We start from the raw sequence: 23,282 nt of genomic DNA, 5'->3' as shown, positions 1-23,282 counted from the left end.
AATGACGTTCTTTTTTTATTTGTTTAAAGTACGTTGAAGTTCGTTCAGAAGTCGTTCCGCTCCTTTTTTACTTAGCACGACATTTCCATTAGCGAACGTAAGGTTATCACTCTTAATTTCACCAGTTACGGCACAAGCACCATATGGGCTATATTTCTGTAGAATAATAATGTCTTCATCAACGTATATTTCGACTGGATCACCTGTATTAATATTTAGAATTCGTCGCAATTCGATTGGAATTACAACTCGACCCAATTCATCTACTTTTCTTACAATACCTGTAGACTTCATAATCTCCATTCCTTTCGTACGATGTAAAATGTTCACCTTATGCAATAAACTCTTGTACATCCTCAGTTCTAAAATGCTCTTATTTGGTCCTCATACATGGATTTTGAATCTCAAAATAAGGCATTTCTGTTTTTAAAATTTATGTACAACTTGTATCATATCAATTCAACCTTTATTTATGAATAGTACATAGTCTTTAAAAAATAATCTATCCATATATGTTAAAAGTGTGTATTAAAACCATTTTATACCTATAAATCCATCTTTTTCACTACTGCTGACCCATAATATAACTTTTCCTAACATGAATTGGACGAAATTCCCTCTTTACAAATGTCTTTTTTTCAGTTAAAAAGAGGTATTCATGATTGAATACCTCTTGAAACAACGCTAAAGTTATCGCGAATGGCTTTTTGAATCATTGCCTCACATCTTTCTAGTTCTACCTTTAGCTGCTTTTTATATAGTTTTGCTTTTTCCTCTCCGCCCGCTGCAAACTTGTAATATACTACTTCCTGCAGCTTCATTCCTTCTTTCTTCTTTTTTACTTGTTTTAATACACCATCTTCAATTAAATCATGTAATGCTTTATATACTTCCGAATGATTAGGTTTAAAACCAAACGGTCGAAATTCTTCACGCAGGACATCTAAAAGCCTGAGTCCATATAAGCGTTCTTGCTCGGTCATTGTAATCATATATAACTTTAAAAAAGCACGCTGCTTTAATAGGAACCCACTAGACGTTCGTTTTTCTCTCATAGGTATACCTCCGCTTCAAGTTTACTTGACAATCGCTATATAATAATTATACTTTCTTACTCTCTCATAATCCTGCTTTTCATAACATAAGTCTAAATATTTAACTCCGTCTGAAACTTTTTTTACAGCTAAAACAAGAACTTATGTTCCTTATTTTATAATATATACCATCATAGGGGATTTCTTCAACTATCTCGCCTCGTTAAAGATGACATACCACCAATGAACAACATTCAAAAATCATGTCAAAAAAGAAATGATTCCTTCATATATATAAAATGAACCCATAACATTCTATAAATAATCACTTATTACTGACTAAGGAGGCAAATATCATGTCAAAACACTTTGATGATTTAGATTGGAGTTCTCTACATGACAAAGTCGAAGAAATGTTAGGGACTCACTTTTGGAACGACTTTACCACACTTCTCCCTAAAAAATTCCCAGCAGTTGATTTATATGAAACTGAGAAAGAAGGAATTATTGTGGCTGAACTTCCAGGTCTTCAGTCAGCTAAGGATGTAGAAATTAAAGTAGAGCTCAACACGCTTACAATTCAAGGTCAGCTCCCCTACTCCTATGAAGTTGCAAAACCACATTTGAAAATCAATGAACGCCATACAGGTGTATTTATGCGTACGATTAAACTTCCTTTTCAATTTGTAGAAAATGAAATTAAAGCTAAGTATCGCAATGGGTTATTAGAAATTAAACTCTTAAAGCAAGAAATAAACCAGCAAATTGCAATCGAGTTTAACGAAGAATAAGCAGCTGTAAAACAGCTGCTTATTTTTATTTCATCCCAATACAGCTAGCGACCAAAAAATGCTTTTTATTCCGAAAATTTAAATTAAATTAATAACTTTTACTCTCTTATAAAGTATGTTATTTTTATAACGTTGCTGTTTTAAACATACAATCAATTTATAGATTTATGCATTTAAACACAGCCAGGTTCCGCTCTAATTTCTTCGGAATTTGAGCATACTTCTTTTGAATAACTATGTATGTGCATAATGAATGAGGTGAAAGTATTGAAACAACCCCTTACTGAAAAAAAGTTTGCTTTATCAACTTTATTGATATTCTTACTCCCTTCTCTACTAGGGATTTTCTTGTTTATTGTTCCGTTTTCTTATAAGGGAGAACTAACCATCCCTATTGCTATTTTAGCAAATGCTGTACAAGCAATGCTTGAGAGTCAGCTTCCATTAATAATGACAATCATCGTTGTTGCAACAGCTGTTTTTACAATCTTATTTAAATTAACAAAGCCGGATTTTATAAAGAATAGTCCTTTTCTATCTTCTCTTTTTCTTGTTAGTTGGGTGTGGACTATTACGCGCTTGGTTGGTGCTGTATATGTCATCTTAACTTATTTTAAGATTGGACCTGAGGCTGTTTGGTCGGAAAACACAGGTGGGACGCTTTTATATGATTTAATTCCCGTATTGTTCTCTGTATTTTTATTTGCTGGTCTTTTACTACCTCTTCTTTTAAATTTCGGTTTATTGGAGCTATGTGGTGCTCTATTTACAAAATTTATGCGTCCAATTTTTACGTTGCCAGGGCGTTCATCCATTGACTGTCTTGCATCATGGTTAGGTGATGGAACAATTGGTGTATTATTAACGAGTAAACAGTATGAAGAAGGTTACTATACAAAGCGTGAAGCAGCGGTAATTGGTACCACTTTTTCAGTCGTATCCATTACGTTCACAATTGTTATTCTTTCATATTTAAAGCTAGAAGCATATATTATTCCTTACTACTTAACGGTATTGCTTATTGGGTTGGTTTCAGCCATTATTATGCCGCGTATCCCCCCGTTATCAAAAAAACCGGATACGTATCATGAAAATGCTAAAGATCATACCGTGGCAGACGAAACAATTCCAAAAGAGCATACGTCCTTTTCATGGGGAATGAAAAAAGCGTTGGATCGAGCAGAGAATAATACAGGCGTTAAGGCATTCTTTAAAGATGGAATTCAAAACATCCTTGATATGTGGATGGGCGTTGTACCTGTCGTAATGGCAATTGGTACAACTGCGTTAATCATCGCAGAATATACGCCGCTATTTAAGTGGATTGGCTTACCTTTTGAGCCATTATTAGCTTTATTGCAAGTACCAGAAGCAGCCGAGGCAGCTCAAACTATGGTTGTTGGGTTTGCTGATATGTTCCTACCAGCTGTTATTGGATCAAGCATTGAAAGTGAGCTTACTCGTTTTGTTATCGCGTGTGTGTCTGTCACACAGCTCATTTATATGTCAGAAGTTGGTGGCTTACTACTAGGGTCAAAGATTCCAATTAAATTTATGGACCTTGTAATCATCTTCATTCTTCGTACGCTTATTACGCTTCCAATTGCTGTTATCGTAGCAAACTTACTGTTCTAGTATGTAAAAAAGGTATCATCAAAATTTGATGATACCTTTTTTTATTAATTATAATGCGGAGCTAAGCACAATATCACCTTGTGGTAATTTATTATTAGCACTAGGCTCCAAAGTAATTGCCATCGTATCCCACTTTTGTTTCCGCTGCTCTTCTGTCATTTTATAAATCACTGTTCCGTTTCCTTGTTCATCCGCTACAAACGCACCTGCAGAAACCGGCTTGTCATCTTTAATAAGCCAGACTTGATAGACTTCATCTTTTTGAAGTTGTTGAAGGCGACTTGCTTGAATGACCACGTTTGCTTTTCCATTGTCTTCTACAATAGAAGCTGTTACCTTTCCTTTTTCAGGTTTGTCGGCTGTAAAGTAACCGTTTGAATAGAAGTCGCAGTCTCAGAAAGTTCCGGAGACTCACTTACCTCCTGCTCACTGTCTGACTTTAACAGTAGATACCCATTTCCGACTAATGAGAAAAGTAAGCCCGCTGCTAATAACGGCATCCACCTGCTAGTAGACCTTATCTTATTCTTCTGCTTAATTTCTTCTTTATGATGCGATAGTTCACTCACTCGTTCATCTTCATGAAATACATTTGCTAATACGCGTTCTTTCATACCTTTCTCCTTTAACTCATCTGAGTCCTTATTATATAATCGTAATAACGTATCTTTTTGGATCATTTTACTTACATCTTTTAAACGTACCTTTCTTTTTGCTAAAACACAAGTATAAATAGGTTAAATGATACCTGAGCAGGAGGCTTTTTAGACGTGAGAAAAATTATTTTATTTGATGGTGTGTGCAACCTTTGTAACCACAGCGTTCAATTCATTATTAAGCACGATCAGCATGCTTTATTTTCATTTGCATCCCTACAATCAGAAGCTGCCGCTCATTTATTAGGGGAGTTTAACTTATCAAGCAATCAGCTTGATAGCGTCGTTTATATTGACGGCAATAAGCTTTACACTGAATCCACTGCTGCTTTAAAAATTGCTAACCATCTAAAAGCACCTTGGAAATTTGCTTCTATTTTCATTATCATTCCAAAACCTCTTCGCAACTTTTTTTATAAAATCATTGCTAAAAACCGCTATAAATGGTTTGGAAAACAGAGTGAGTGCATGATTCCAACACCAGATATGAAAAAGCGATTTATTGATTAATTCTTCGCAAAAAAAAGAGTCTAGGACATAACAAAATGAGTGCTTCTAAAAGACGAACACTAGCTGTTCCCATCTCTTTGATTTGTCTCAACACGTTCGTTCCATTGCGCTACGGCCACTCGCTTTCCGCGGGGAGGAACCTGAGCTTCCTCGCTGCGCTGCGGGATCTCAGTTTTCCCTCTCTTTCCCGCAGGAGTCGAGTGTCCTACGCTCCATTTCACCCTGTTTCCAACATTGTTTTCACAATCAACAAAAAACCTGAACGATTAAAAGTTATGAACTCTCAATGGTTCAGGTATAGTAAGGACTGAACTACTTATGTCTCAGTTTCTCTCTCTTTACACCTTTAATGCTTCCATTAGCCTTTGAATTGGTAGCGTCTACAGCTCGATGAATCATTTCTTTAAAACGATGCTGCTCCATCACTTTTAAACCCTCTGCTGTCGCACCTCCAGGCGTTGTTACCTCCTTCCTTACAGCTGATGGGTTTGCTGCATGTTTAATCAAATTAGCCGAACCTGACATCATCTGCACAACAAGCTTTTGGGCAAGTTCTTTAGACACTCCGTAGCTCATAGCTGAATCAATTAATGCTTCTGAGAAATAAGCGACAAACGCAGGAGCACTCCCTGTAATAGCGGTAAGATATCTCACTTCATCTTCTGTGCAAAGCTGAGAGGATCCTATGCTATTTAAAATAACTGTTAACGCTCGTTTATGACTTTCACTCAGTGAGCTTCCAACGGCATACAGCGATATTGACTCACCTATTGTAGCGGCTGTATTTGGCATGATCCAAGCAACCGCTGTATGAGCTGGCAACCTCTCTTCTAAATAACTAGGCCCAATTCCCGCTGCTACTGTAATGACAAACTGATTGGTTACAAGCTTAGAGAGTTTTTCAAGAACTTCGTCATGTACCTCAGGAGGCATTGCTAAAACAATAGTTGTAGCATTTTTAACTTCTGCTTCCCAATCTTGCGTCACGTCCACAACATACTTTTCTTTAAGCTCTGCTAAACGTTTTTTATCGCGTTGATTTGTCATCACGATACGTTCATTCATAGAAGCATTCGTATGAATTAACCCAGCCGCAATAGCTTCTGCCATTCGCCCTGCTCCAATAAATAATACCTTTTGATTTGTCATCTTAGTCGTCCCATTTATACGTCCAGAATTCTTCTCGTAGAAGCATTCTTTCAAGCTGCGGGTTGGATAACAAAGCATCAACCTCCACGCCGTCAAACATCGCTTCTGTTTGTGAACGGTGCGCCTTTAATGCCTCAATCTTCTTTGCTTTTACACTCGATACATCGATAACAACGTCGGGATTACCAATATGCTCGATGCGATCATGTGAGAAGGCATGACACCAAACGATCGGGCGCTCTTCTTTTGGCATTCTCTTTACCGCATGAAGCGTAGCTGCTCCAGTTGCGTTATGGTCAGGGTGAACCGCAAAGCCTGGATAGTGAGTAATGATATGAGTTGGCTTTACCTCTTGAATAATAGATTCAAGACGATCGGCAAAATCTTCAATATCTAAAAACTCCAATGTTTTATCACGTAAACCCATCATACGTAAGTCTTGAATATCAAGGACTTCAGCTAAATCCTGAAGTTCTTTTTTACGAATCTTAGGAAGCGTTTCTCTGTTAGCAAACAACGGTCTTCCCATATTTCGTCCCATTTCACCTAACGTGATGCAAGCATATGTAACCGGTGTTTCTTTTTGCCTTGCTAGCGTAATCACTCCAGCTGCTCCAAACGCTTCATCGTCTGGGTGTGGAAATACAATTAATAATCGTTCTTGCACAATAATTCTCCTTTCTTACTCAAACGGTTTTTCACTTAATTGAAACGCAACGGCTAGACGACCATCCGAATCATGGCCCGCTAATAGTAATCTGTTATGGTCATCAACTTCCCAATCTGTTAAGCCTTCCGCATAGATCCAGCCTAAATCAATTTGAAGTCCTACTCGATATGGCCCTTCACCTGTAATTTTGCCGCCTGATACGTTCACTTTCCCATTGCGGATAAATGCTCCTACGTTCATTGCCTTTGCATTTATATGAGACGCATACGCTCCATTTGTTGTTTCAAGATGAACATATATATCTTTATGAAAAAAAGTTTCTAATTTTGCTTGTACGCTTTCTTTATCAATTGGTTGCAACGTTTTTACTCCTTTCAAGCTTTCCTCTTTTTTATTTTACTAAAAATTACGTTTGAAGCATAATGTTTAGTTCTAGCCGGTTTATTTCTACTTCCCACAGTGATAAATTTCGCTCAAATTTTAGTTGAGGCCACTCGGTCAGATTAACCGCTTCAATATCCGTATCAATCTTTACAAGCTCTAGGCTCAATTCAGCTAATTCTTGGCCGCTCTTTAGTTTTTTCTTATATCGATTAAAAGTTACATCTAAATCGTCAACCTTTGCATAAATTCCTTCAATTGAACCATATTGTTGTATAAGAGGTAATGCAGCTTTTTCACCCACACCAGGAACACCTGGAATATTATCTGACTTATCACCTAACAAAGCTTTTACATCTACCCACTGAGTGGGAGATATGCCATATTCAGATTTAAAGTCCGTAGCTGTATACAAAACATCACCAATTTTTGGCTTCGCCACAATTTGCGATACATGCTCATTTAACAGCTGAAACAAATCGCGATCATTGCTGTAAATATATGCTGGAGACTGTTTTTGTTTTGTCCATTTTAACGAAAAGGCACCAATAACATCATCTGCTTCATATAGTTCAACTGAGAGCTGAGGAATTCCTACAGTTTGAAAGAAAGTACGCAGCGTTTCATACTGTTGAATTAATGATACTGGTAAATCATTTCTCGTTTCTTTATAAAAACTATATGCTTGTTTGCGTTTTGTCTCGTTACGCTTTACATCCCATGCGACAACGATGTGCGTTGGCTCATATTGCTTAATTAAATTATTCATCTTTTGAACAACTACACGCAGCGCATTTGTAAATAAACCTTTGCTATTGCGAGGTAAATCAGCTTCTTCTCGCCCATATGATGTAGCAAAGTAGCATCGGCTCAGCAAATTAAAGCCGTCAATTAATAATAATTTTTCGCTCAAACAAACACGTCCTTTTTACTTATTTAACAACGTTCCACATTGCTGGATTAGCTAGATTTTTTGAAAACATACTATAGCATTATGCTTGTTAATCGTCAATTTAACAGCCTAAGAGCTAGTTTTAGAAGACAACTTTTTGTAAATACATTATAAAGATGTTAAATTGTTGTTATACTTATGGTGTTTGACTTTCCGATTTATTGACTATGCTATAAAATAAAAACACAAATCACTTTGTATTGAAGGTGAAAATGATGATAAAATTGTTAAAAACAACGGCCGTTTTATTACTTATTACACTATTGCTTATTAGTGCTTATAACCATACGATGTCAAGTACGGTCATCATAGTATGCAGTTCGCTTATTTTTTTCTTATTCGTGTTAAGTGACTTCTTTCTTGCGCAAAGATCGTGGGGATTAAAGGGATTGCAGCTATACATGTCCATTATGTTTTTCATTATTGCTATCTTTGAAATGCATCACGTAGTTAGCTCTTTATGTATACTTTCCATTATTGCCCTCCCACGGGTTATTGACGAAATTGCTTAAGTATTAAAGCGTTTGGGACATAACAAAATGATTGCTTCTAAGAGACGAACACTAGCTGTTCCAATCTTTTTGGTTTGTCTCAACACGTTCGTTCCATTGCGCTACGGCCACTCGCTTTCCGCGGGGAGGAACCTGAGCTTCCTCGCTGCGCTGCGGGATCTCAGTTTTCCCTCTCTTTCCCGCAGGAGTCGAGTGTCCTACGCTCCATTCCACCCTGTTTCCAACATTGTTTTCACAATCAACCAAAAAACCTGAACGATTAAAAGTGAGAAACTCTCAATCGTTCAGGTTTATCATTGGCTGAATTACTTATGTCCCAGCCTCTTTGTCGTCTACATATTTACTTTCGTAATTAAGCGCTCAGAAATTCTAAGCGCTTCAATCAATCCAAATTTTTGGACTAAACGAATAGCCTCTTTCATTTCTCTCTTCTTCACGACGTGGTGCTGAGTAATATTTAATAAAACCTGCATGACAACCAAATCTTTTAGCGTAAATATAAGATTCTTTTTCATGTCACGTTGAAAGAAATATTGTTCCGTCAACAGTCTCTCACTTAAAGTGATAATCTCAGCGTCTGATAAATGAAGTATTGCCCGAGCCTCACTCCGAGACCATAACCTCTTCGCTTCATCTCCATTTGCTATTTCTTTTACACTAGCCGAAGTAAAGCGCTTATTTCCAACAACTTTTTTCACTTTGGATGTTGCAGGCTCTACAGCTTTTTTAACCTCTACCTGACAATTAGTATGCTCAGCTCTTAGAGGCCGCTTATGCTTATACTTAATGCCATATTGATTATAGATAGGGAAATACGCATTAATGAGCATCGTTTTAAGCGCTTCGATCGTTTCTTTTGAACCTTCTATCTCCAACCAGCCAATAAACGCAATAGGCTGGTTTTCTTGAAAATCACCGCTTTTAAGATGTGCAAACACCCTTTGTTTTAATGAATTCATTGTACTACCAATATAGACAAGTTCCTTTTCCGTATCAAAGAGAAAATATAGACCCTTTTTTGAGGAAAGGCCTTGTACCTGCTGAACTGGAACAAGAGACTTTATCACATCTAATTTTGCAAAATCAATTGTCAAGCTCACTGGTTATCAGTCCCTTTTTGAACTTTCTCATATACCTTTAAATGTTGATAGACAATATGTAAAATGTCTGATTTCACATCATATTTTTGTGCTAACCGTAGGAGGTACCCTTGAAGATGTTCCGCTTCAGTCATATACCCCTTCTCAATGTCTCGTTGCATGGATGATTTCATAGTATAAGTCATCGATTCCATTGTTTTCATATGCTGCTGTACAATTCCATCGCTAACCGGAGCACCTTCTCTTACCATGATTTCATACACTTCTTGAAGAAGAGATTGAATAAACGTTCTACCTCCTTCTACATCACGAATAGGCCCAATTGGTGAACGCATCAAGGTAGTAACTCCAGAAAGGGTTGTAATAAATAGATACTTATGCCACATCTCTTGTTCAATACAATCGCTTAGCACAAATGCAGTTTTTGTATAGCTAAATGCAGTTTCTAAGCGCTCGATTCGATTTGTTTTTTCACCATTAAATTCTCCATAAACGACTCGATGTGCAGGGCTTGTTTGAATAATCTCCCCATCTGCGTTCAATGTCGTTTCGATAAAACAAAGACCACCTATTACATTATCCTCTCCGAAAGCTCTTTGCAACGTAGACAGATGATCAATTCCATTTAACAGTGGAATGACAGTAGTATCACTTCCTACAAACGGTTTTACATCAGCTATTGCTTGATCCAGATGATATGCTTTTGTCGAAAATAAAACGCAGTCAAAGGGATGTACTCCCTCACTGGTTGCTGTGATTAACTTTGGAGAAAATGAATAATCACCATGTATGCTTTTAATGACTAATCCACTTTTTTCAAGCTGTTTTTTTCTTTGACTTCGAACTAAAAATGTAACATCTTCTCCTTTTTCAGCAAGGCGCCCACCGAAATAGCCCCCTACTCCACCAGCTCCTAATACTAAAATTCGCATGAAAGCATCTCCCTTTCCCTCTATACACTTGCTATCTATTATTCTATTTTAGCATAATAGCGTTTTAAAATTGAGAATATTCATTTTATCTTTTCGCTTTTTCCAATTTATTTTCGTTTGTGATACCATTTATATAGTAGAGTAAGCATGCTTTTAATGTATTACCTAGATAGATATATACAAAAATGCAAACATAGTGTATGGTATATAATCATAAATCATAATCATTTCGATTTTATACAGGAGTTAGAAAAATGATAAACAAAACTGAAATTTATATCTTATCCGGCTTTTTAGGAAGCGGAAAAACATCATTGTTAAAAAATGCATTAAAGCAAGAAAAAGAAAACGGCCGTCAAATCGCCGTTATTATGAATGAACTTGGCAAAGTCTCTATCGACTCCGATGAAGTAGAAGAAGACACGCCGCTTAAAGAATTACTAAACGGATGCGTTTGCTGCACCATTCAAGGACAGTTTGAAACGCAGCTCCATTCGCTTCTACAAGAAAATAAGTTAGATGCCATTTACATTGAAACGACAGGTGTAGCACATCCAATTGAAGTATTAGACGCCTGCATGTCTCCCCTCTTTGCTAACGATGTCGTTGTAAAGTGTATCGTGACAACGGTAGACGTTCACAGATGGCAAGACAGAGGCAGCTTAAGTATTCAATTGCAAAAGCTACTCCAAGAACAAATTCGACATGCAGATGTCATACTATTGAACAAAGCTGACACATTATCTGAATCAGCTAAAGCAGCGCTACTGTATGAAGTTCAATCAATTAACCCACAAGCAGCTTGCGTATTCACAAGTTATTCTTCTATTCAGTTGAAACTTTTAACAAGTGCGAAGCTTTCAGAGAAACAAGCGCACCAGCAAGCTCATGTTGAAAAACAGTTACACTTAAAAACATTTGTTTATGAATTTAAAAATTCAGTTGACCTTGAAAAATTTGAAGATTGGCTACGTCATACGCCAGATACAATTTATCGAATGAAAGGTTATTTACGCTTTACTCACTCTACTGATACGTATTCATTTCAGTACTCGTATGGAATGCCTTTATATATGAAAGAGCTGTTGAAAATGCCAACTAATCTTGTCATCATCGGAGAAAATCTTCGTCATGAACAGTTAAAAAAAGAGCTTACAACTTTAGATCAAGTCTAAACACAAAACTCCCGCCAAAGCGGGAGTTTTTTATCGTACGGGGATTACTACCCCTTACTATCCATTTTGGACTCTCCTGAGAATTTCATAAGCATGGTTACCTGCTAAAACGGTTAATTCTTCAAACTTTTCATCTCTTTTTAAATCCAGCTCAATAATTTCTGTAGCAAGTTTTATAACTTGTTTCTTTATCACTTCGTTGTCGCTCATCTTTTTTATTCCTTTCTTAGTAACTTTTTCTGTTCTATTTTATAAGAATCATTTCCTAATTTCATCATCTTTGTTATTTTTCCTCACATTTATCTAAAAAATATCACATAATTATGTTAGAATATATAACATGTTATAACTTTTTTGTATTTTTTTCCTTTATAATAAGGATATAACATAATTATCATACACTCAGGGGTGAGGGAGATTGTCCACAAATGAAGCATCTTATCGTGACAAAAAGGTTATGTCAATTGGCATCGTGAAGGAATTGACGGGACTATCTGAAAGACAGATTCGCTATTACGAAAAGCGCAGCTTATTGTTTCCAGAGCGTACAAATACAGGAATTCGAAAGTATTCCTTTTCAGACGTAGAACGGTTAATGGAAATCGCAGATCGCATTGAAGAAGGGGTACAAACAAGCGAAATTCGAACTGAGCTAGCAAAAAAAGATGAAGAACGAAAAATGAAAGAAGTTAAAAATCAAATGCTACGTGGGCAGTTAAACGCTCACTTTCAACGCAAGCTATAATATACATACGGTGGTGTTCATTCCTAATACTACCGTCTCCTTTCATTTTTCTCACAAAAAAAAGTTCAACATCCAGCATACAGATGTTGAACTTTATATTACAAACCTACCGAACGGCTCTTGCGAATCTTGGGTTGATGAGCGACCATGAACTTTGTTTTTGATAATGCAAAGATAACCGATCCGCCCCAAATAAATAAAAAGGCAATCATATGAACACTAGAGAATGCTTCATGATAAACAAAAACACCTAAAAGTAAGGTCATCGTCGGTGCAATATACTGTAAAAATCCAACCATAGATAGAGGGATTAAAGGTGCACCTTTTGCAAAATATAAAAGCGGCATGGCCGTCGCAACGCCTCCTCCAATCAGCAGTAAGCTTGTTGTCGGATTGCCAACTACAAAGCTAGAATCCCCTTTGGCATATAGCACAATAAAGTACACAAGTGCAATTGGTGTGACCATAAATGTTTCGAGAGTCAAACCAACTTTAGCTTCTAGCTGAATGGTCTTTTTCACAAGCCCGTATATACCGAAGCTAAAAGCAAGCCCTAACGATACCCAAGGAAACTCTCCATAGTGAAGTGTTAAAAACAGCACGCCAATAGCGGCTAAACCTACTGAGATAACCTGCCAGAAATTCAGCTTTTCTTTTAAAACAACAATACCTAACAGCACGCTCACAAGAGGATTGATATAATAACCAAGGCTGGTTTCAATAATCCTTTCATTATTGACAGCCCAAATATAAATAAACCAATTAAGACTAATTAATAAGGACGCCGAAAATAAAATAAGCGTTTTTTTCGGATGACGAAATAAATACCCAATGGTTTCTTTAAGACTACCAAGCTGCCGTGTTATGCACAGCAATAGTAGCATAAATAAAAACGACCAAATCACGCGATGGGCTAAAATTTCGTCTGCAGGAACGTTATCTACCAGCTTCCAATATAAAGGAAACACTCCCCACATCACATACGCACTAGCCGTATATACTAGGCCGGCTTGATAAGGTTGTTTCAATGTACCTTTATTCATTCTCCTAACCTCTTTTCTCTTTCTTTACACTGCTTTTATTATAGAGGCAACCGCTGATTTTTTACAGACATTTATTTCAGGTTTCGAATATTTCACAAATAAAAAAGTGTGGATAAAAAATATCCACACTTTTTTATTTATTTTTTCTTTCCTTTTTTAAATACTTTCGCACTGCGAATATACTCAACATCTTGTACATTTTCTCGTGAGTTGGCGATGCGCGCAGCTGCAAAGAAGTAATCGGATAAACGATTTAAATATTGAAGGACCGCATCGTTAATTTTAAACTCTCGCTGAACCCCGACAACCAATCTTTCGGCTCTTCTTGTCACGGTGCGGCACACATGAAGTGTTGCTGCTGCTTGCGTACCTCCTGGCAAAATAAACCGCTCAAGCTCAGGTGCTTCTTTCATATATTCATCAATTCTTCGTTCTAATACTTCAATCATACTTGCTTCAACTTTATAAGGGTGATCATCTCTCGCAAAAGCTAAATCACTTCCACAATCAAATAGCTCGTGCTGAATTGTCACAAGCTCTTCTTTTAATTCATTAAATACCCTATCATTTAACTGAGTAATTGCTTGACCTACATAGCTATTTAACTCATCAATTGTCCCGTAAGCTTCCACTCGAATGTCGTCTTTATTTACACGACCTCCTATTAAACTTGTTTGCCCTTTGTCTCCTGTTTTTGTATAGATATTCACTCCCTTATTCCTCCTTTATCCGATTCGAAATTCCATACCAGATGCGGTCAACTGTTTCCGCTTCTGCTACAAGCATTTGATAGACATAGCCACATGCATCACGCCAACTGCGATCATTTTGGCTCATTGGAACAATCCCTTTTCCAATTTCTGTTCCAATAACAATTACATTTTCTAGCAGGTTCTCAGCTCGCCATGCTTGTAATTGTTCTTTGAAATAGCAACACACTTCTTCAACAGTTTTACCGCTATCAATTAATTCTTTAATGTATAGCTCCATTCCTTCTATAACTATGTATTGATCTCCTTTTACGAGTGTAGGCATTTTTATAAAGTCTTCATAAGCACTATGCCACTCTGTAATTTGGTTCTCATACTGTTTCTTTACCCATTTTCGCTTCCCATTGAACGCACCACCGAATACGAAATGCATGGCTTTCTCTCCTTTATATCATCCTTTTTGAAACGCAGTCGTATTCCTTCTCCATACGAAAAAGAATGATCCCAAAATGAAGACTGTTCTAGAAAATAAGAGGTAATGAAGCGAAGAGGTCCACCGTGAGTGACAACCGCTGTTAAACTAGCCTTTTGCTGCAGCATCAAATCAACGGTTCGATCCCAAGCTTTCCAAATTCGACTAGAGAAGGCTTCAAAACTTTCCCCGTTGGGCGGTTGCTCTTCAAAAGGCGCATCAATCCACTTTCGATATGCGGAATCATTTTTTAACTGCTCATATGTACGCTCTTCCCAATCGCCAAATGAAAGTTCACGCCAATCTTCAAAGACAGTATATGGCTGATTGGGAAATAATATTGCGCTCGTTTCTCTTGTACGATTCAAATCACTTCCAACAACTAAGTCCGGCACCACATCCGACGCTTTTAACATTGCAATTCCTTCACTACTTAACGACGGATTGCTCCATCCGATGTACTGGCGCAGCTTATTAGGTTCTGTTAAACCGTGCCGAATAAATAGCATATCCACATACTCAACCATACAAGGGTTTCCCCTCCTTCAATCGTTGCTCCAATGACATCTCCCGTAATGCCTCCAAACTGAGCGCGATAAAATTTAATCCATATAAAAACAGTGATAGCACCAATTAAAACTACAGCTTTATTTTCCATTAAATAGACAAGACCTGCAATCATTAGTATGCTCATTGCAGCATAGATCCACTTTTGTCTTTCAGTTGAGCCTTTTTGAAAATAAGAAGCTAACCCTGTTTCTTTAGCAGGCTGATCCCAAAGCAAAATCCACCCTGCTACAATACGAGGCAATACAAATACGCTCATGAACGTAACTAAATTAATTGATTCAATGTTAATCAGCTCATTTATTCCGCTAAAACGCAGAGCTAATAGAGCTAGAATTGACAGAACTGCAAATGCACCTACGTTAGGATCACTTAAAATCACAAGCTTTTTTTCTCTTGGTTGATGTGAAAAATAAGCATCGCTCACATCTATCCATCCATCTAAGTGTAAGCCTCCTGTGAGTATCCCACCAGCTAGCATAAGCAAAATAGCCGTCGTGACAGTGCTAACCCCTAACCATTCTAGACCTAAAAATAGCCCATAGCTAACTGCTCCTATACAAGCGCCAATCCATGGTAGAAAATAAAGTGCTTTGGCCGTGCGCTTTTCCGTCCATTGAATTGTTTTTGCTGTTGGCAAGATTGTAAAAAACTGCAGTGCTAAGCGCGCGATGACCATCCACTCTTTTACTGCCATGCTGTTTCATCTCCCTTATAGTAGCAGGAAATACCCGCTTCTACACAAATCGCTAAGTCTGCTTGATTCACAATCTCCTGATGAATTCGCCCCAATAACTTCATATATGTAAACGTAGGTCCCTTTAGGACGCTCTCTTCAAACAACTCGTTTGATACAATGATAAGATGCTGACATCGCTCATTCAATTGATGAATTACTCCTACCATTTTGTTGAATAGTTCGTTTGCTTTCAAATGAGATTGCCACTTTTCTTCCTTGGTAAAAAGCTCGTTTGCCAGCCAATTTGTAGCACAATCTAGCAAAATGACATCCGTTTCTTGAATCGATGAATAGATACCAGATAGATCTTTTGGAACTTCAAGAGTAGACCATGACAAGTTAGAATCATTTCGTTGCTGTTGGTGCAACGAAATTCGCTCTTGCATTTCATGATCAGTGACGCGGCTAGTCGCTAGATAGACGGCACGATTGGTCATTAGCTTTTGAACAAATGCCTCTGCCGCTGCTGACTTTCCGCTGCGAACACCTCCGGTTACAAATACTAACATGACAACCCGACCCCTTTTTTCAATACGCTAATAAGCTGATCATTCTCTGCTTGTGTTTTGACTGCTAATCGAACATAACGACCGTTTAAGCCTAAGAAATTTTCCGTGTGTCTTGCTACAATTCCTTCTTGTGCTAAAAATGACAGCCATCCAGCTGAAGTGTAACTCTCTGGAATACTGCATAAATAGTAGTTAGTTGCCGAATGAGATATGGTAAACCCTAGCTTTTGTAACTCGTTTGTCACTCGCTTTCTTTCTGTATCAATATACTCGACCGTCTTATTCACGAACTCCGCTTCAGATAAGCACCACCGGCCAATTTGCTGCGCCATACCATTCACACTCCAAGGTGGCTGCTTTTGCATCAACTTAGTAATGATGCCTTGATGAGCTAAAACATACCCTAACCTTACCCCTGCAATATTGAACATTTTTGTCATAGACCGAACAATGATTAGATATGGATACTTTTGAATCCATCGATCAAACGAGAAAGCTCCCTTTACAAAGTCAATAAACGCTTCATCAACAACTAGATAAGTCTTCTCACGATGAGCTAAGTCAATTAGCTCTTCCCACTCATTTATGTCATACATTCGTCCGGTAGGGTTGTTGGGATGACAAATCCATATGACTTTTAAGATTGGAAGCTTTTGTTTTATTTCCGATATATTCCAATTCCAATTATCTGTTTCTTCCAGAGAAATATGAATGATTTCACAGCCATGAGCTAAACTCGCCTGTTCATATTCAATAAAAGTAGGCTGTAAAATCCCTACCTTTTCGTTTGAAAATATGGAAGCAAGCAAAAAGAAGGCTTCTGCTGCACCGTTTGTTACTAAGACTTCATTAGAAGTAAGCTTATGGTAAGTAGCAATGAGGCCCGTTAGCTTTTTCACATCAGGATCAGGATAAGAAAAAGCGATTTCTCTAAGTTCATCCCAATTTTCATTAATGATATTCGGTGCTCCTAAAGGGTTTGTATTCACGCTAAAATCAATGAATGAACGTTCTGCATTTTGGCCTATCGCCTCTAGAAAAATTGCGGGGTTAGCTCCATGTGTAGGTAATGCCAATCAGTATCCCTCCTATCAGATAAAAAAACCAAGTACACCAAACGGTCCGCTTCATCACTTGGACTGTTTTAAAAATATGACTAACATTTAAAGAATAAAGAGGATCTCCCATTTTCGCACGATTTGAAACAATTCCTTTGTATGTGTTGCGACCTCCTAGCTGAATGCCAAGCAAAGCGGCAACAGCACTTTCACCATAGCCGCTGTTTGGGCTCGGGTGTTTAGGTGCATCCCTTTTAATTATGCTAAACACATGCTTTGCTGTAAATTCACTGTGCATTACGTTACTAATAACCATAATAAACGCTGTCAGCCGACTAGGGATAAAATTCAACCAGTCATCTAATTTCGCACTAAAGTATCCAAACTTTTCATACATAGAATTTTTATAGCCCACCATTGAATCACACGTATTAATACTTCGATAAAAAAAAGCGCCTGCTCCGCCTAATACAAAAGCAAAAAATAAAGGAGCTGTAATGCCATCACTTGTGTTTTCCGCCACTGTTTCAACTGTCGCTCTGGCAATTTCGCTTTCGTCAAGATGATCGGTATCTCTTCCCACAATCATGCCCACTTGAAAGCGCGCTTCCTGTAAGTCACCTTTTTGTAAAGGCAGCGCTACTTTATAGGCAGCTTCCCCCAAAGATTTTGTTGAAATTGTGGTAGCAATCATTATGCCTTCGACTATAATTCCAATCCAGTAGGAAATTTCATATAGAGCGATTAGAAGAGCTAGAGGTAGTACAAAACACCATACTACCATGCTTAATACAAGGAACAGACCGTTCATTCGTTGAAACTTACCTTGGTTTAAACGCTTATCAATGAAAGAAATCCAGCGTCCAAACCACCTGACGGGATGTGGCCAATTTACAGGATCTCCGATAATAGCATCTAATACAAGCGCCATTGAGATAGCTAGCAAATGCGCTACAATTAATTGTTGAAAGTCCATACACATCACCTTTTTTGAATGGTTTCAAGTAAACTTAGCTTAACGAGCTTTCCTACCGCTTGTCCCAGAGCCGTCATGGACCCACCGTACTCATACATGCTACCGGTTTGGCTTGCGGCAATACAAATGCTATCAGTAGATGTTCCTGTCGCAAGCGTCTCTGTGTTCGAATCTTGCACTCCCAGCTCGTAAAGCATTCGCGTTTTCACTTCCGTTGCTGCGATAAACAGCTGTAAAAACGCAGCATCCGTTAATTTCCCGTCAATAAATATGAACATATTAATCGTTCCAGGCCCTGAAGAAAATGGAGTAATATCATCAGACGTCAAATCAACGGCATTACCAACTCCGGCAGTAATAATAGATGAGACTGTAAGACCATCTTTACAATATGTATAAACCGATTTGTTCCGTAAATAAACAGCCGTCATCAACCCTACTACTTTATCATAAACGAAGCCTTTTTCTTTTAAAAATGCTCTATATTCTTCAGCAGGTGAATCAGCACGGTAGTATTTGTGTACAAAACGATTATAAAAAACGTTAGTCTCAAGCATACCATCTCCTAGTACGCCTGAACTGTACGCTTTAAACGGTATACTTGTTTTCATCGTTAATAATTCATCATCCTGCTCAAGACGTAACGATAAAAAAGGACCAATTCCTTTTTGAATTGGAATATGGTCCTTTTCTCGATTAATTATACACCTCAGGATATACGGCTTTCGCGAACTCTTCTAACCCTTCTACAATTCGTGGTCCAGGTCGATTTGTTTTATTAGAATCAACGTTTACGATTTGATTTTCTTTTACAGCTGTAATATCGCTCCATGCTGGACGATTTTTGATTTCGTTGGCGTCACCATCATATGTTGTAACGATTGTATCTGGATTTAGCTCAACCACTTTCTCTTCCGAAAGTTTTACCCATCCCTCTTCATTTCCAGCTACGTTTTCTGCTCCGATTATTTTAATCATTTCATCCATAAACGTACCTTTACCAGTTGTATAAATCTCAGGCGCAGGTGAAACCTCTACCCATACTTTCTTACGATCTTCGTCTTTAATTTCTTTCGCTTTTTCTTCAATTTCTGAAACAGCAGCTTTCATTTCTTTTACTGTTTTATTTGCTTCATCTGTTTTGTTCGTTAGTTTTCCGATGTTCCCAATCGTTTCATACACAGTATTGAAATCAGTTGCATCATTTACAACAAATAATGGAATACCAGCACTTTCAATTTGCTTAAAAACTTCATCCGACATTCCCATGCTTGAACCATGAGCTAACACAAGGTCTGGATTTAATGCAATAACTTTTTCTGCGTTGATATTCATATCTCCTACCTGCTCTTTTTCTTTCACGCTTGCAGGATAATCATCGTTGCTTGTTACTCCGATTAATTCTTTTTCAAGACCTAACTCATAGACGATTTCCGTGTTACTTGGCATAAGAGAAACAATTTTCTTGGGTGCTTGTTCAACCGTTACTTCTTCTCCTCTTGCATCTTTAACCGTAACAGCTTGCTCTTTTGATTGCTTTGTTTGCTCTGTTTGTTTGCTTCCTTCATCAGTTGCCCCACACGCTGCAAGAACAACAAGGAACATCGCAACAATAACAGATGATAACCACTTTTTCATTTTGATAACCCCTCCTAATTATGTATCGGTTATGAAGTCGCTCAGCACACATAAAAAAACTTTACTTTCAATCGAAAGTAAAGCAGGTAACGTTACATGATGCGAATGACTTTCGCATTGTTTATGTACGTCAAATACCCTGCTTCCCCTCTCCTCGAAGGTTTCACAGTTGACAATAAGGCAGGTCTCCTGACTTACGTATATGATGTACTAAGCCTTCCCACTTTTCAAACAGTGGCATCTTTAGACATCTAACGTTTACAGTGGCGGGACCGCGTTGGACTTGCACCAAACTTCCCTTTTCACTCAATGTTAAATTTGAGACCTTATTGCTTCACGATTATTCACCTGTCTTAGTATAACGCACTCCATTCAAAATGGAAATAGAAAATCGACATAACTTTCATACATTTTAGGTCAGAAGTTCTAGCAAAGTAATAGTAAGATATAAACATTTTTGCTATTGTATCATTATGATAGGCTGAAAATTTAGGGGTAAGTCTTTGGAGTCTGTGAAAAGACTCTTTTTTTATAGCCTAATTACTTTTAAACAGGAGGGTTTTCCACGCCTACACCAACCCATCTTTCTTTGGTGGGACCGTATACACCAAAAGGTTCAATTCCAGCTTGACGCATAAGTACCGTAACTTGTCCACGGTGATGAATAATATGTTTGATCAATCCCATTAAAATTTGAGCATTCGTCTCTTGTCGACCAAAGGCTGTTTGAACTTCTTTTAACGCTTCATCTGTCCACTGCTGGTTAACAGCTTTCGCTGCTTGTAAGCTAATTCTATTGAAAACTCCAGCAATCTCTTTAGCGGAAGAGGGTACATGTTCAGCATTTGCTAGCTAATCTATCTCCAACCCAAAATGAGCCAAATAGTCTGGAATATTTGTCGTAAAGTGCCACACAATTCTTCCTAGAGTACGACCTTCTGTATAAACTTTTTGAGTTAACGCCTGATCAGTTAGGCCTTCTAAAACTTTTTGAGTTAGCATGGCTTCGCGATTCCACTCTTTAATAAAATCTTCTACTGTTATGTACATTCAAAACCCCTCCATATTACCATGTATTCCCACATTTAAATTATAAAACGTACGTTCGTGTTCTACAAGCTTGTTTTTATCTAATAAAGTGTTTAAAGACAAGAAAGACTCTTAAAAAATAAGAGCGGGACGTTTAGCAAAACTCTATACAAAAAAGCTACTTGCTTATGTAAACAAGTAGCTAATCAACTTAGATTGAACTTAAAAACTCACGCACTGCTTCAGGTGTTTTTGCATTTGCACTATGAAGATGTGCAATTTTCTCACCATTTTTATAAACAAGAAGAGACGGAATTCCCATTACATTGTTTGCTGCAGAAAGTTCTTCAAACTCATCTTTATCCACTTCAAACCAAGCTTTATCTTGGTTTTCTTCAATAATTTCACCAATAAACATATCAAGGCGTTTACAGTCTGGACACCATGTTGTTGTGAAGATACCAACGCTTAGCTCTTCTCTTTTGATTTGTTCATGAAACTGCTTTTCCTCTGTAATCTTTTTCATTACTAAATCCTCCAATACCAAACTTCATACAATTATGTTCGTGTTTAACAATCTTTGTCAAATCGCTCATTTCTATTATAACGAATTCATTTCGATTTATCATATTACTTGCTTGGCACCTTAAAAGTTCCGTCCACCAATCACTTCTTCTAAGTAACGAGCTGTTTTCGGAGCATTTTCTTTCAAATACGTACGCGTAAACGAATTTGCATAATACATTGCAAATACTTCAGCAAAGTATTCTTCTGGGTAGTTTAAAAAGTAATGTTGATTTGGAAATAATATTTGTTTCTCTTCGTTCCAAACCGTTAAAAATTTCTCTTTATGACGGAGGTTGTGTAAAATATGACGATCAACCGTGTGAGCAATCTCGTGAAGCTCTAGATTGACCGAACCGTGCCCTTGCCCTTTTTTGCTGTGACCAATTTTTACGTAAACCGTTTTTGAACCTCCCGCCCCAGGGACGTCGTCCCACACTTTACTCGAAAGCTCATAGCCTCTTGGTACTTTTCCTTTTAAAAATAAAAAACCTGGCTCATCGGTTAGCTGGCCATTAAACAACTTTATATTAATTTCTTTTTGAGCCATTTCTTTTAAGAGCGGGGACGGTATGCGACTAATATAGTGCAAGCTAGTCATTACTTCTTGTTCGTTATAGTTGTCTTTTGGGATGTAAACTATTTCATTTAGATAGCGAGAAATGTATGATTGGTTGCTTGTTTCCATTCCAATATCCACATTTTTTAATAGCGTATAATTTCTTTCAAACGAAGAATACGTTATTGCTGGACCCATGCCAAGCAATAACATGCAAACAAATAAGATTCTCTTTTTCACCTGCTGTTCCTCCCCTAGCTTTATGCTATCACATAAAGCTAGGGAGACTCCCAAGCAAATCTTGGCATCTACTCTTCTCATACAACCTATCACCAGAGATAAATAAAAAAACTAGATTTATCAAAATCTAGTTTTAGTCACTGAACCTGATTACGACATCCATTTTGGAGGCATATTACGGTTCCAATAAATTTTCCCTAACGTATAGTGTTTTTGAAAATTATCTTCTGCTTTATGATAATGGAAGTTAAACCAATACCCATCTTTTGGAGGGTTCTCTCGCCGCACATGAAAGCGAATTAAATCTTGCCCAGACTGCAGGTCATAAACGTGAAAAATTTTCTCTCCGTAACCCGAAGCTGGATGCTCACTTATCTCTAGGTTTGTAATATCTTGTTCTCTTTCTGTGCCAATATCAGTAAGGACTTTTTCAATCTCTGGTAGGACAGCCCCTCGAAACTCCTCTTCAATAACAGGGCCAATTTTCGTTCCAAACTTTTCAACGGACTGTTTCTCTGCTTGGTCCATTGCATATGCAACAAATGAATCAACATCTTCAAACTTAAAGTGGATAGAGGGAAGCTCAGCATCTTCAAACGTGGTTGTGGAAGGCACAACATCACGTATATAGCCTGATTTATGCTGCTTGTCGGCTTTCGCGTCATCAACGTATAAATACTCAGGTGGCGTGACAAGCCCAAATGTAAATACCGTAATTAATACAACGAGCATTCTTTTCAACCATCTAGGCATCTTTATCGATCCTTTCAATTCTTCTTTCATTCAACTATTTTTAATATAGTGTGTATTGTATCATATTTCAATTTTTTTCACCTTTTTTTAAAAACTTTTTTCTTACTTAAAAAATAGCACTAGCGTCGCATAAATTTTAACCGAATTTTCTGTTTTCTTATTTTTCCTTTTATAAAGAAAAAC

General features: G+C 37.6%; 32 protein-coding genes, 1 pseudogene and 1 riboswitch. Of the genes and pseudogenes, 6 read left to right on the top strand and 27 right to left on the bottom strand.

Features of this window, described 5'->3' with window-relative positions; translation table 11 throughout:
- Window positions 1–15: 15 nt before the first annotated feature.
- Window positions 16–294, bottom strand: a complete 279-nt coding sequence (locus AC1UFB_RS16415) for an AbrB/MazE/SpoVT family DNA-binding domain-containing protein (RefSeq protein WP_025912108.1) — start codon at window positions 292–294, stop codon at window positions 16–18.
- Window positions 295–656: 362 nt separating this feature from the next.
- Complete coding sequence (locus tag AC1UFB_RS16410) at window positions 657–1,055, bottom strand: replication termination protein (protein WP_025912109.1); 399 nt, start codon at window positions 1,053–1,055, stop codon at window positions 657–659.
- Window positions 1,056–1,390: 335 nt separating this feature from the next.
- On the opposite strand from AC1UFB_RS16410, the gene AC1UFB_RS16405 reads away from it, so the two are divergent.
- Together AC1UFB_RS16405 and AC1UFB_RS16400 are read left to right on the top strand one after the other, a co-directional pair.
- Entirely contained in the window at window positions 1,391–1,825 is a 435-nt protein-coding gene (locus AC1UFB_RS16405; protein WP_100347612.1) for an Hsp20/alpha crystallin family protein, read from the top strand.
- Window positions 1,826–2,074: 249 nt separating this feature from the next.
- Window positions 2,075–3,460: a YjiH family protein gene (locus tag AC1UFB_RS16400; RefSeq protein ID WP_100347611.1), complete on the top strand. Its 1,386-nt coding sequence runs from the start codon at window positions 2,075–2,077 to the stop codon at window positions 3,458–3,460.
- Window positions 3,461–3,508: 48 nt separating this feature from the next.
- Here the strand turns inward: AC1UFB_RS16400 and AC1UFB_RS16395 are convergent, their stop codons facing one another.
- Both AC1UFB_RS16395 and AC1UFB_RS16390 read right to left on the bottom strand, forming a co-directional pair.
- Window positions 3,509–3,757 (bottom strand): anti-sigma factor, encoded by a 249-nt coding sequence (locus AC1UFB_RS16395; protein ID WP_051567048.1) that lies wholly within the window; start codon window positions 3,755–3,757, stop codon window positions 3,509–3,511.
- Between the two features lie 35 nt (window positions 3,758–3,792).
- A complete protein-coding gene (locus AC1UFB_RS16390) occupies window positions 3,793–4,074 on the bottom strand; it encodes a hypothetical protein (protein ID WP_157803586.1) in 282 nt (93 codons plus the stop codon).
- A gap of 156 nt (window positions 4,075–4,230) precedes the next feature.
- On the opposite strand from AC1UFB_RS16390, the gene AC1UFB_RS16385 reads away from it, so the two are divergent.
- Window positions 4,231–4,626, top strand: a complete 396-nt coding sequence (locus tag AC1UFB_RS16385) for a thiol-disulfide oxidoreductase DCC family protein (protein WP_025907716.1) — start codon at window positions 4,231–4,233, stop codon at window positions 4,624–4,626.
- A 59-nt stretch (window positions 4,627–4,685) separates the two neighbouring features.
- On the opposite strand, the gene AC1UFB_RS16380 is transcribed toward AC1UFB_RS16385, so the two are convergent.
- From AC1UFB_RS16380 to AC1UFB_RS16360, 5 genes are all read right to left on the bottom strand, one after another.
- Entirely contained in the window at window positions 4,686–4,847 is a 162-nt protein-coding gene (locus AC1UFB_RS16380) for a hypothetical protein (RefSeq protein WP_440839556.1), read from the bottom strand.
- 91 nt (window positions 4,848–4,938) lie between these two features.
- Window positions 4,939–5,775 (bottom strand): pyrroline-5-carboxylate reductase, encoded by an 837-nt coding sequence (gene proC, locus AC1UFB_RS16375; RefSeq protein WP_328101810.1) that lies wholly within the window; start codon window positions 5,773–5,775, stop codon window positions 4,939–4,941.
- Window position 5,776: 1 nt separating this feature from the next.
- Window positions 5,777–6,442, bottom strand: a complete 666-nt coding sequence (gene bshB2 / locus AC1UFB_RS16370; protein ID WP_025907714.1) for a bacillithiol biosynthesis deacetylase BshB2 — start codon at window positions 6,440–6,442, stop codon at window positions 5,777–5,779.
- Window positions 6,443–6,457: 15 nt separating this feature from the next.
- On the bottom strand, window positions 6,458–6,805 hold the full coding sequence (locus AC1UFB_RS16365) for a YojF family protein (RefSeq protein WP_025907713.1): 348 nt from the start codon (window positions 6,803–6,805) through the stop codon (window positions 6,458–6,460).
- Window positions 6,806–6,851: 46 nt separating this feature from the next.
- On the bottom strand, window positions 6,852–7,739 hold the full coding sequence (locus AC1UFB_RS16360) for a 5'-3' exonuclease (protein WP_100347607.1): 888 nt from the start codon (window positions 7,737–7,739) through the stop codon (window positions 6,852–6,854).
- A gap of 254 nt (window positions 7,740–7,993) precedes the next feature.
- Between AC1UFB_RS16360 and AC1UFB_RS16355 the strand changes: the two genes are divergently transcribed.
- A complete protein-coding gene (locus AC1UFB_RS16355; RefSeq protein WP_225001639.1) occupies window positions 7,994–8,290 on the top strand; it encodes a hypothetical protein in 297 nt (98 codons plus the stop codon).
- A 51-nt stretch (window positions 8,291–8,341) separates the two neighbouring features.
- On the opposite strand, the gene AC1UFB_RS16350 is transcribed toward AC1UFB_RS16355, so the two are convergent.
- From AC1UFB_RS16350 to panE, 3 genes are all read right to left on the bottom strand, one after another.
- Window positions 8,342–8,503 carry a hypothetical protein gene (locus tag AC1UFB_RS16350; RefSeq protein ID WP_482589506.1) on the bottom strand — a complete coding sequence of 54 codons (162 nt, stop codon included), beginning with the start codon at window positions 8,501–8,503 and terminating at the stop codon, window positions 8,342–8,344.
- Between the two features lie 119 nt (window positions 8,504–8,622).
- The gene (locus tag AC1UFB_RS16345) at window positions 8,623–9,390 is read right to left on the bottom strand and encodes a GIY-YIG nuclease family protein (RefSeq protein ID WP_328101549.1); all 768 of its coding nucleotides are present in this window, start codon (window positions 9,388–9,390) and stop codon (window positions 8,623–8,625) included.
- Complete coding sequence (panE, locus tag AC1UFB_RS16340) at window positions 9,387–10,322, bottom strand: 2-dehydropantoate 2-reductase (protein WP_328101550.1); 936 nt, start codon at window positions 10,320–10,322, stop codon at window positions 9,387–9,389. The genes AC1UFB_RS16345 and panE overlap by 4 nt, the downstream gene beginning before the upstream one ends.
- Before the next feature lie 254 nt (window positions 10,323–10,576).
- Here panE and AC1UFB_RS16335 point away from each other — a divergent pair, with 254 nt between their 5' ends.
- A complete protein-coding gene (locus AC1UFB_RS16335) occupies window positions 10,577–11,497 on the top strand; it encodes a CobW family GTP-binding protein (RefSeq protein ID WP_035319869.1) in 921 nt (306 codons plus the stop codon).
- Window positions 11,498–11,554: 57 nt separating this feature from the next.
- Here the strand turns inward: AC1UFB_RS16335 and AC1UFB_RS16330 are convergent, their stop codons facing one another.
- Window positions 11,555–11,707 (bottom strand): hypothetical protein, encoded by a 153-nt coding sequence (locus AC1UFB_RS16330; RefSeq protein ID WP_167556146.1) that lies wholly within the window; start codon window positions 11,705–11,707, stop codon window positions 11,555–11,557.
- Between the two features lie 208 nt (window positions 11,708–11,915).
- Here AC1UFB_RS16330 and AC1UFB_RS16325 point away from each other — a divergent pair, with 208 nt between their 5' ends.
- Window positions 11,916–12,242: a MerR family transcriptional regulator gene (locus tag AC1UFB_RS16325; RefSeq protein WP_025907707.1), complete on the top strand. Its 327-nt coding sequence runs from the start codon at window positions 11,916–11,918 to the stop codon at window positions 12,240–12,242.
- Window positions 12,243–12,340: 98 nt separating this feature from the next.
- Here AC1UFB_RS16325 and rarD read toward each other — a convergent pair whose 3' ends face one another.
- The 14 genes and pseudogenes from rarD to AC1UFB_RS16255 form a co-directional block, all read right to left on the bottom strand.
- Window positions 12,341–13,285, bottom strand: coding sequence for an EamA family transporter RarD (rarD, locus tag AC1UFB_RS16320; protein ID WP_025907706.1), 945 nt, complete (start codon window positions 13,283–13,285; stop codon window positions 12,341–12,343).
- 137 nt (window positions 13,286–13,422) lie between these two features.
- A complete protein-coding gene (locus tag AC1UFB_RS16315) occupies window positions 13,423–13,995 on the bottom strand; it encodes a cob(I)yrinic acid a,c-diamide adenosyltransferase (protein WP_025907705.1) in 573 nt (190 codons plus the stop codon).
- A 4-nt stretch (window positions 13,996–13,999) separates the two neighbouring features.
- On the bottom strand, window positions 14,000–14,428 hold the full coding sequence (locus tag AC1UFB_RS16310) for a bifunctional adenosylcobinamide kinase/adenosylcobinamide-phosphate guanylyltransferase (RefSeq protein WP_025907704.1): 429 nt from the start codon (window positions 14,426–14,428) through the stop codon (window positions 14,000–14,002).
- Complete coding sequence (locus AC1UFB_RS16305; RefSeq protein WP_035319883.1) at window positions 14,380–14,994, bottom strand: histidine phosphatase family protein; 615 nt, start codon at window positions 14,992–14,994, stop codon at window positions 14,380–14,382. The genes AC1UFB_RS16310 and AC1UFB_RS16305 overlap by 49 nt, the downstream gene beginning before the upstream one ends.
- Complete coding sequence (locus tag AC1UFB_RS16300; RefSeq protein ID WP_025907703.1) at window positions 14,952–15,731, bottom strand: adenosylcobinamide-GDP ribazoletransferase; 780 nt, start codon at window positions 15,729–15,731, stop codon at window positions 14,952–14,954. Before AC1UFB_RS16300 ends, AC1UFB_RS16305 begins: the two co-directional genes overlap by 43 nt.
- The gene (locus AC1UFB_RS16295; protein ID WP_025907702.1) at window positions 15,722–16,282 is read right to left on the bottom strand and encodes a bifunctional adenosylcobinamide kinase/adenosylcobinamide-phosphate guanylyltransferase; all 561 of its coding nucleotides are present in this window, start codon (window positions 16,280–16,282) and stop codon (window positions 15,722–15,724) included. The genes AC1UFB_RS16300 and AC1UFB_RS16295 overlap by 10 nt, the downstream gene beginning before the upstream one ends.
- Entirely contained in the window at window positions 16,276–17,358 is a 1,083-nt protein-coding gene (cobD, locus tag AC1UFB_RS16290; RefSeq protein ID WP_328101551.1) for a threonine-phosphate decarboxylase CobD, read from the bottom strand. The genes AC1UFB_RS16295 and cobD overlap by 7 nt, the downstream gene beginning before the upstream one ends.
- Complete coding sequence (cbiB, locus tag AC1UFB_RS16285; protein WP_282023167.1) at window positions 17,333–18,316, bottom strand: adenosylcobinamide-phosphate synthase CbiB; 984 nt, start codon at window positions 18,314–18,316, stop codon at window positions 17,333–17,335. The genes cobD and cbiB overlap by 26 nt, the downstream gene beginning before the upstream one ends.
- Before the next feature lie 5 nt (window positions 18,317–18,321).
- A complete protein-coding gene (locus AC1UFB_RS16280) occupies window positions 18,322–18,927 on the bottom strand; it encodes an adenosylcobinamide amidohydrolase (RefSeq protein ID WP_025907699.1) in 606 nt (201 codons plus the stop codon).
- A gap of 85 nt (window positions 18,928–19,012) precedes the next feature.
- Window positions 19,013–19,954 carry an ABC transporter substrate-binding protein gene (locus AC1UFB_RS16275; protein ID WP_138117136.1) on the bottom strand — a complete coding sequence of 314 codons (942 nt, stop codon included), beginning with the start codon at window positions 19,952–19,954 and terminating at the stop codon, window positions 19,013–19,015.
- A 162-nt stretch (window positions 19,955–20,116) separates the two neighbouring features.
- Window positions 20,117–20,298, bottom strand: a riboswitch (cobalamin riboswitch).
- Window positions 20,299–20,500: 202 nt separating this feature from the next.
- Window positions 20,501–21,004: pseudogene (locus AC1UFB_RS16270) on the bottom strand (DinB family protein).
- A 190-nt stretch (window positions 21,005–21,194) separates the two neighbouring features.
- The gene (locus tag AC1UFB_RS16265) at window positions 21,195–21,509 is read right to left on the bottom strand and encodes a thioredoxin family protein (protein ID WP_025907697.1); all 315 of its coding nucleotides are present in this window, start codon (window positions 21,507–21,509) and stop codon (window positions 21,195–21,197) included.
- Window positions 21,510–21,629: 120 nt separating this feature from the next.
- Window positions 21,630–22,346, bottom strand: a complete 717-nt coding sequence (locus AC1UFB_RS16260) for an anthrax toxin lethal factor-related metalloendopeptidase (RefSeq protein ID WP_025907696.1) — start codon at window positions 22,344–22,346, stop codon at window positions 21,630–21,632.
- 150 nt (window positions 22,347–22,496) lie between these two features.
- Entirely contained in the window at window positions 22,497–23,099 is a 603-nt protein-coding gene (locus tag AC1UFB_RS16255; protein WP_025907695.1) for a YpjP family protein, read from the bottom strand.
- Window positions 23,100–23,282 lie beyond the last annotated feature (183 nt).

Source organism: Priestia sp. KCTC 13724, assembly GCF_056820425.1.
This window is presented reverse-complemented; position numbering and strand designations above follow the sequence as displayed.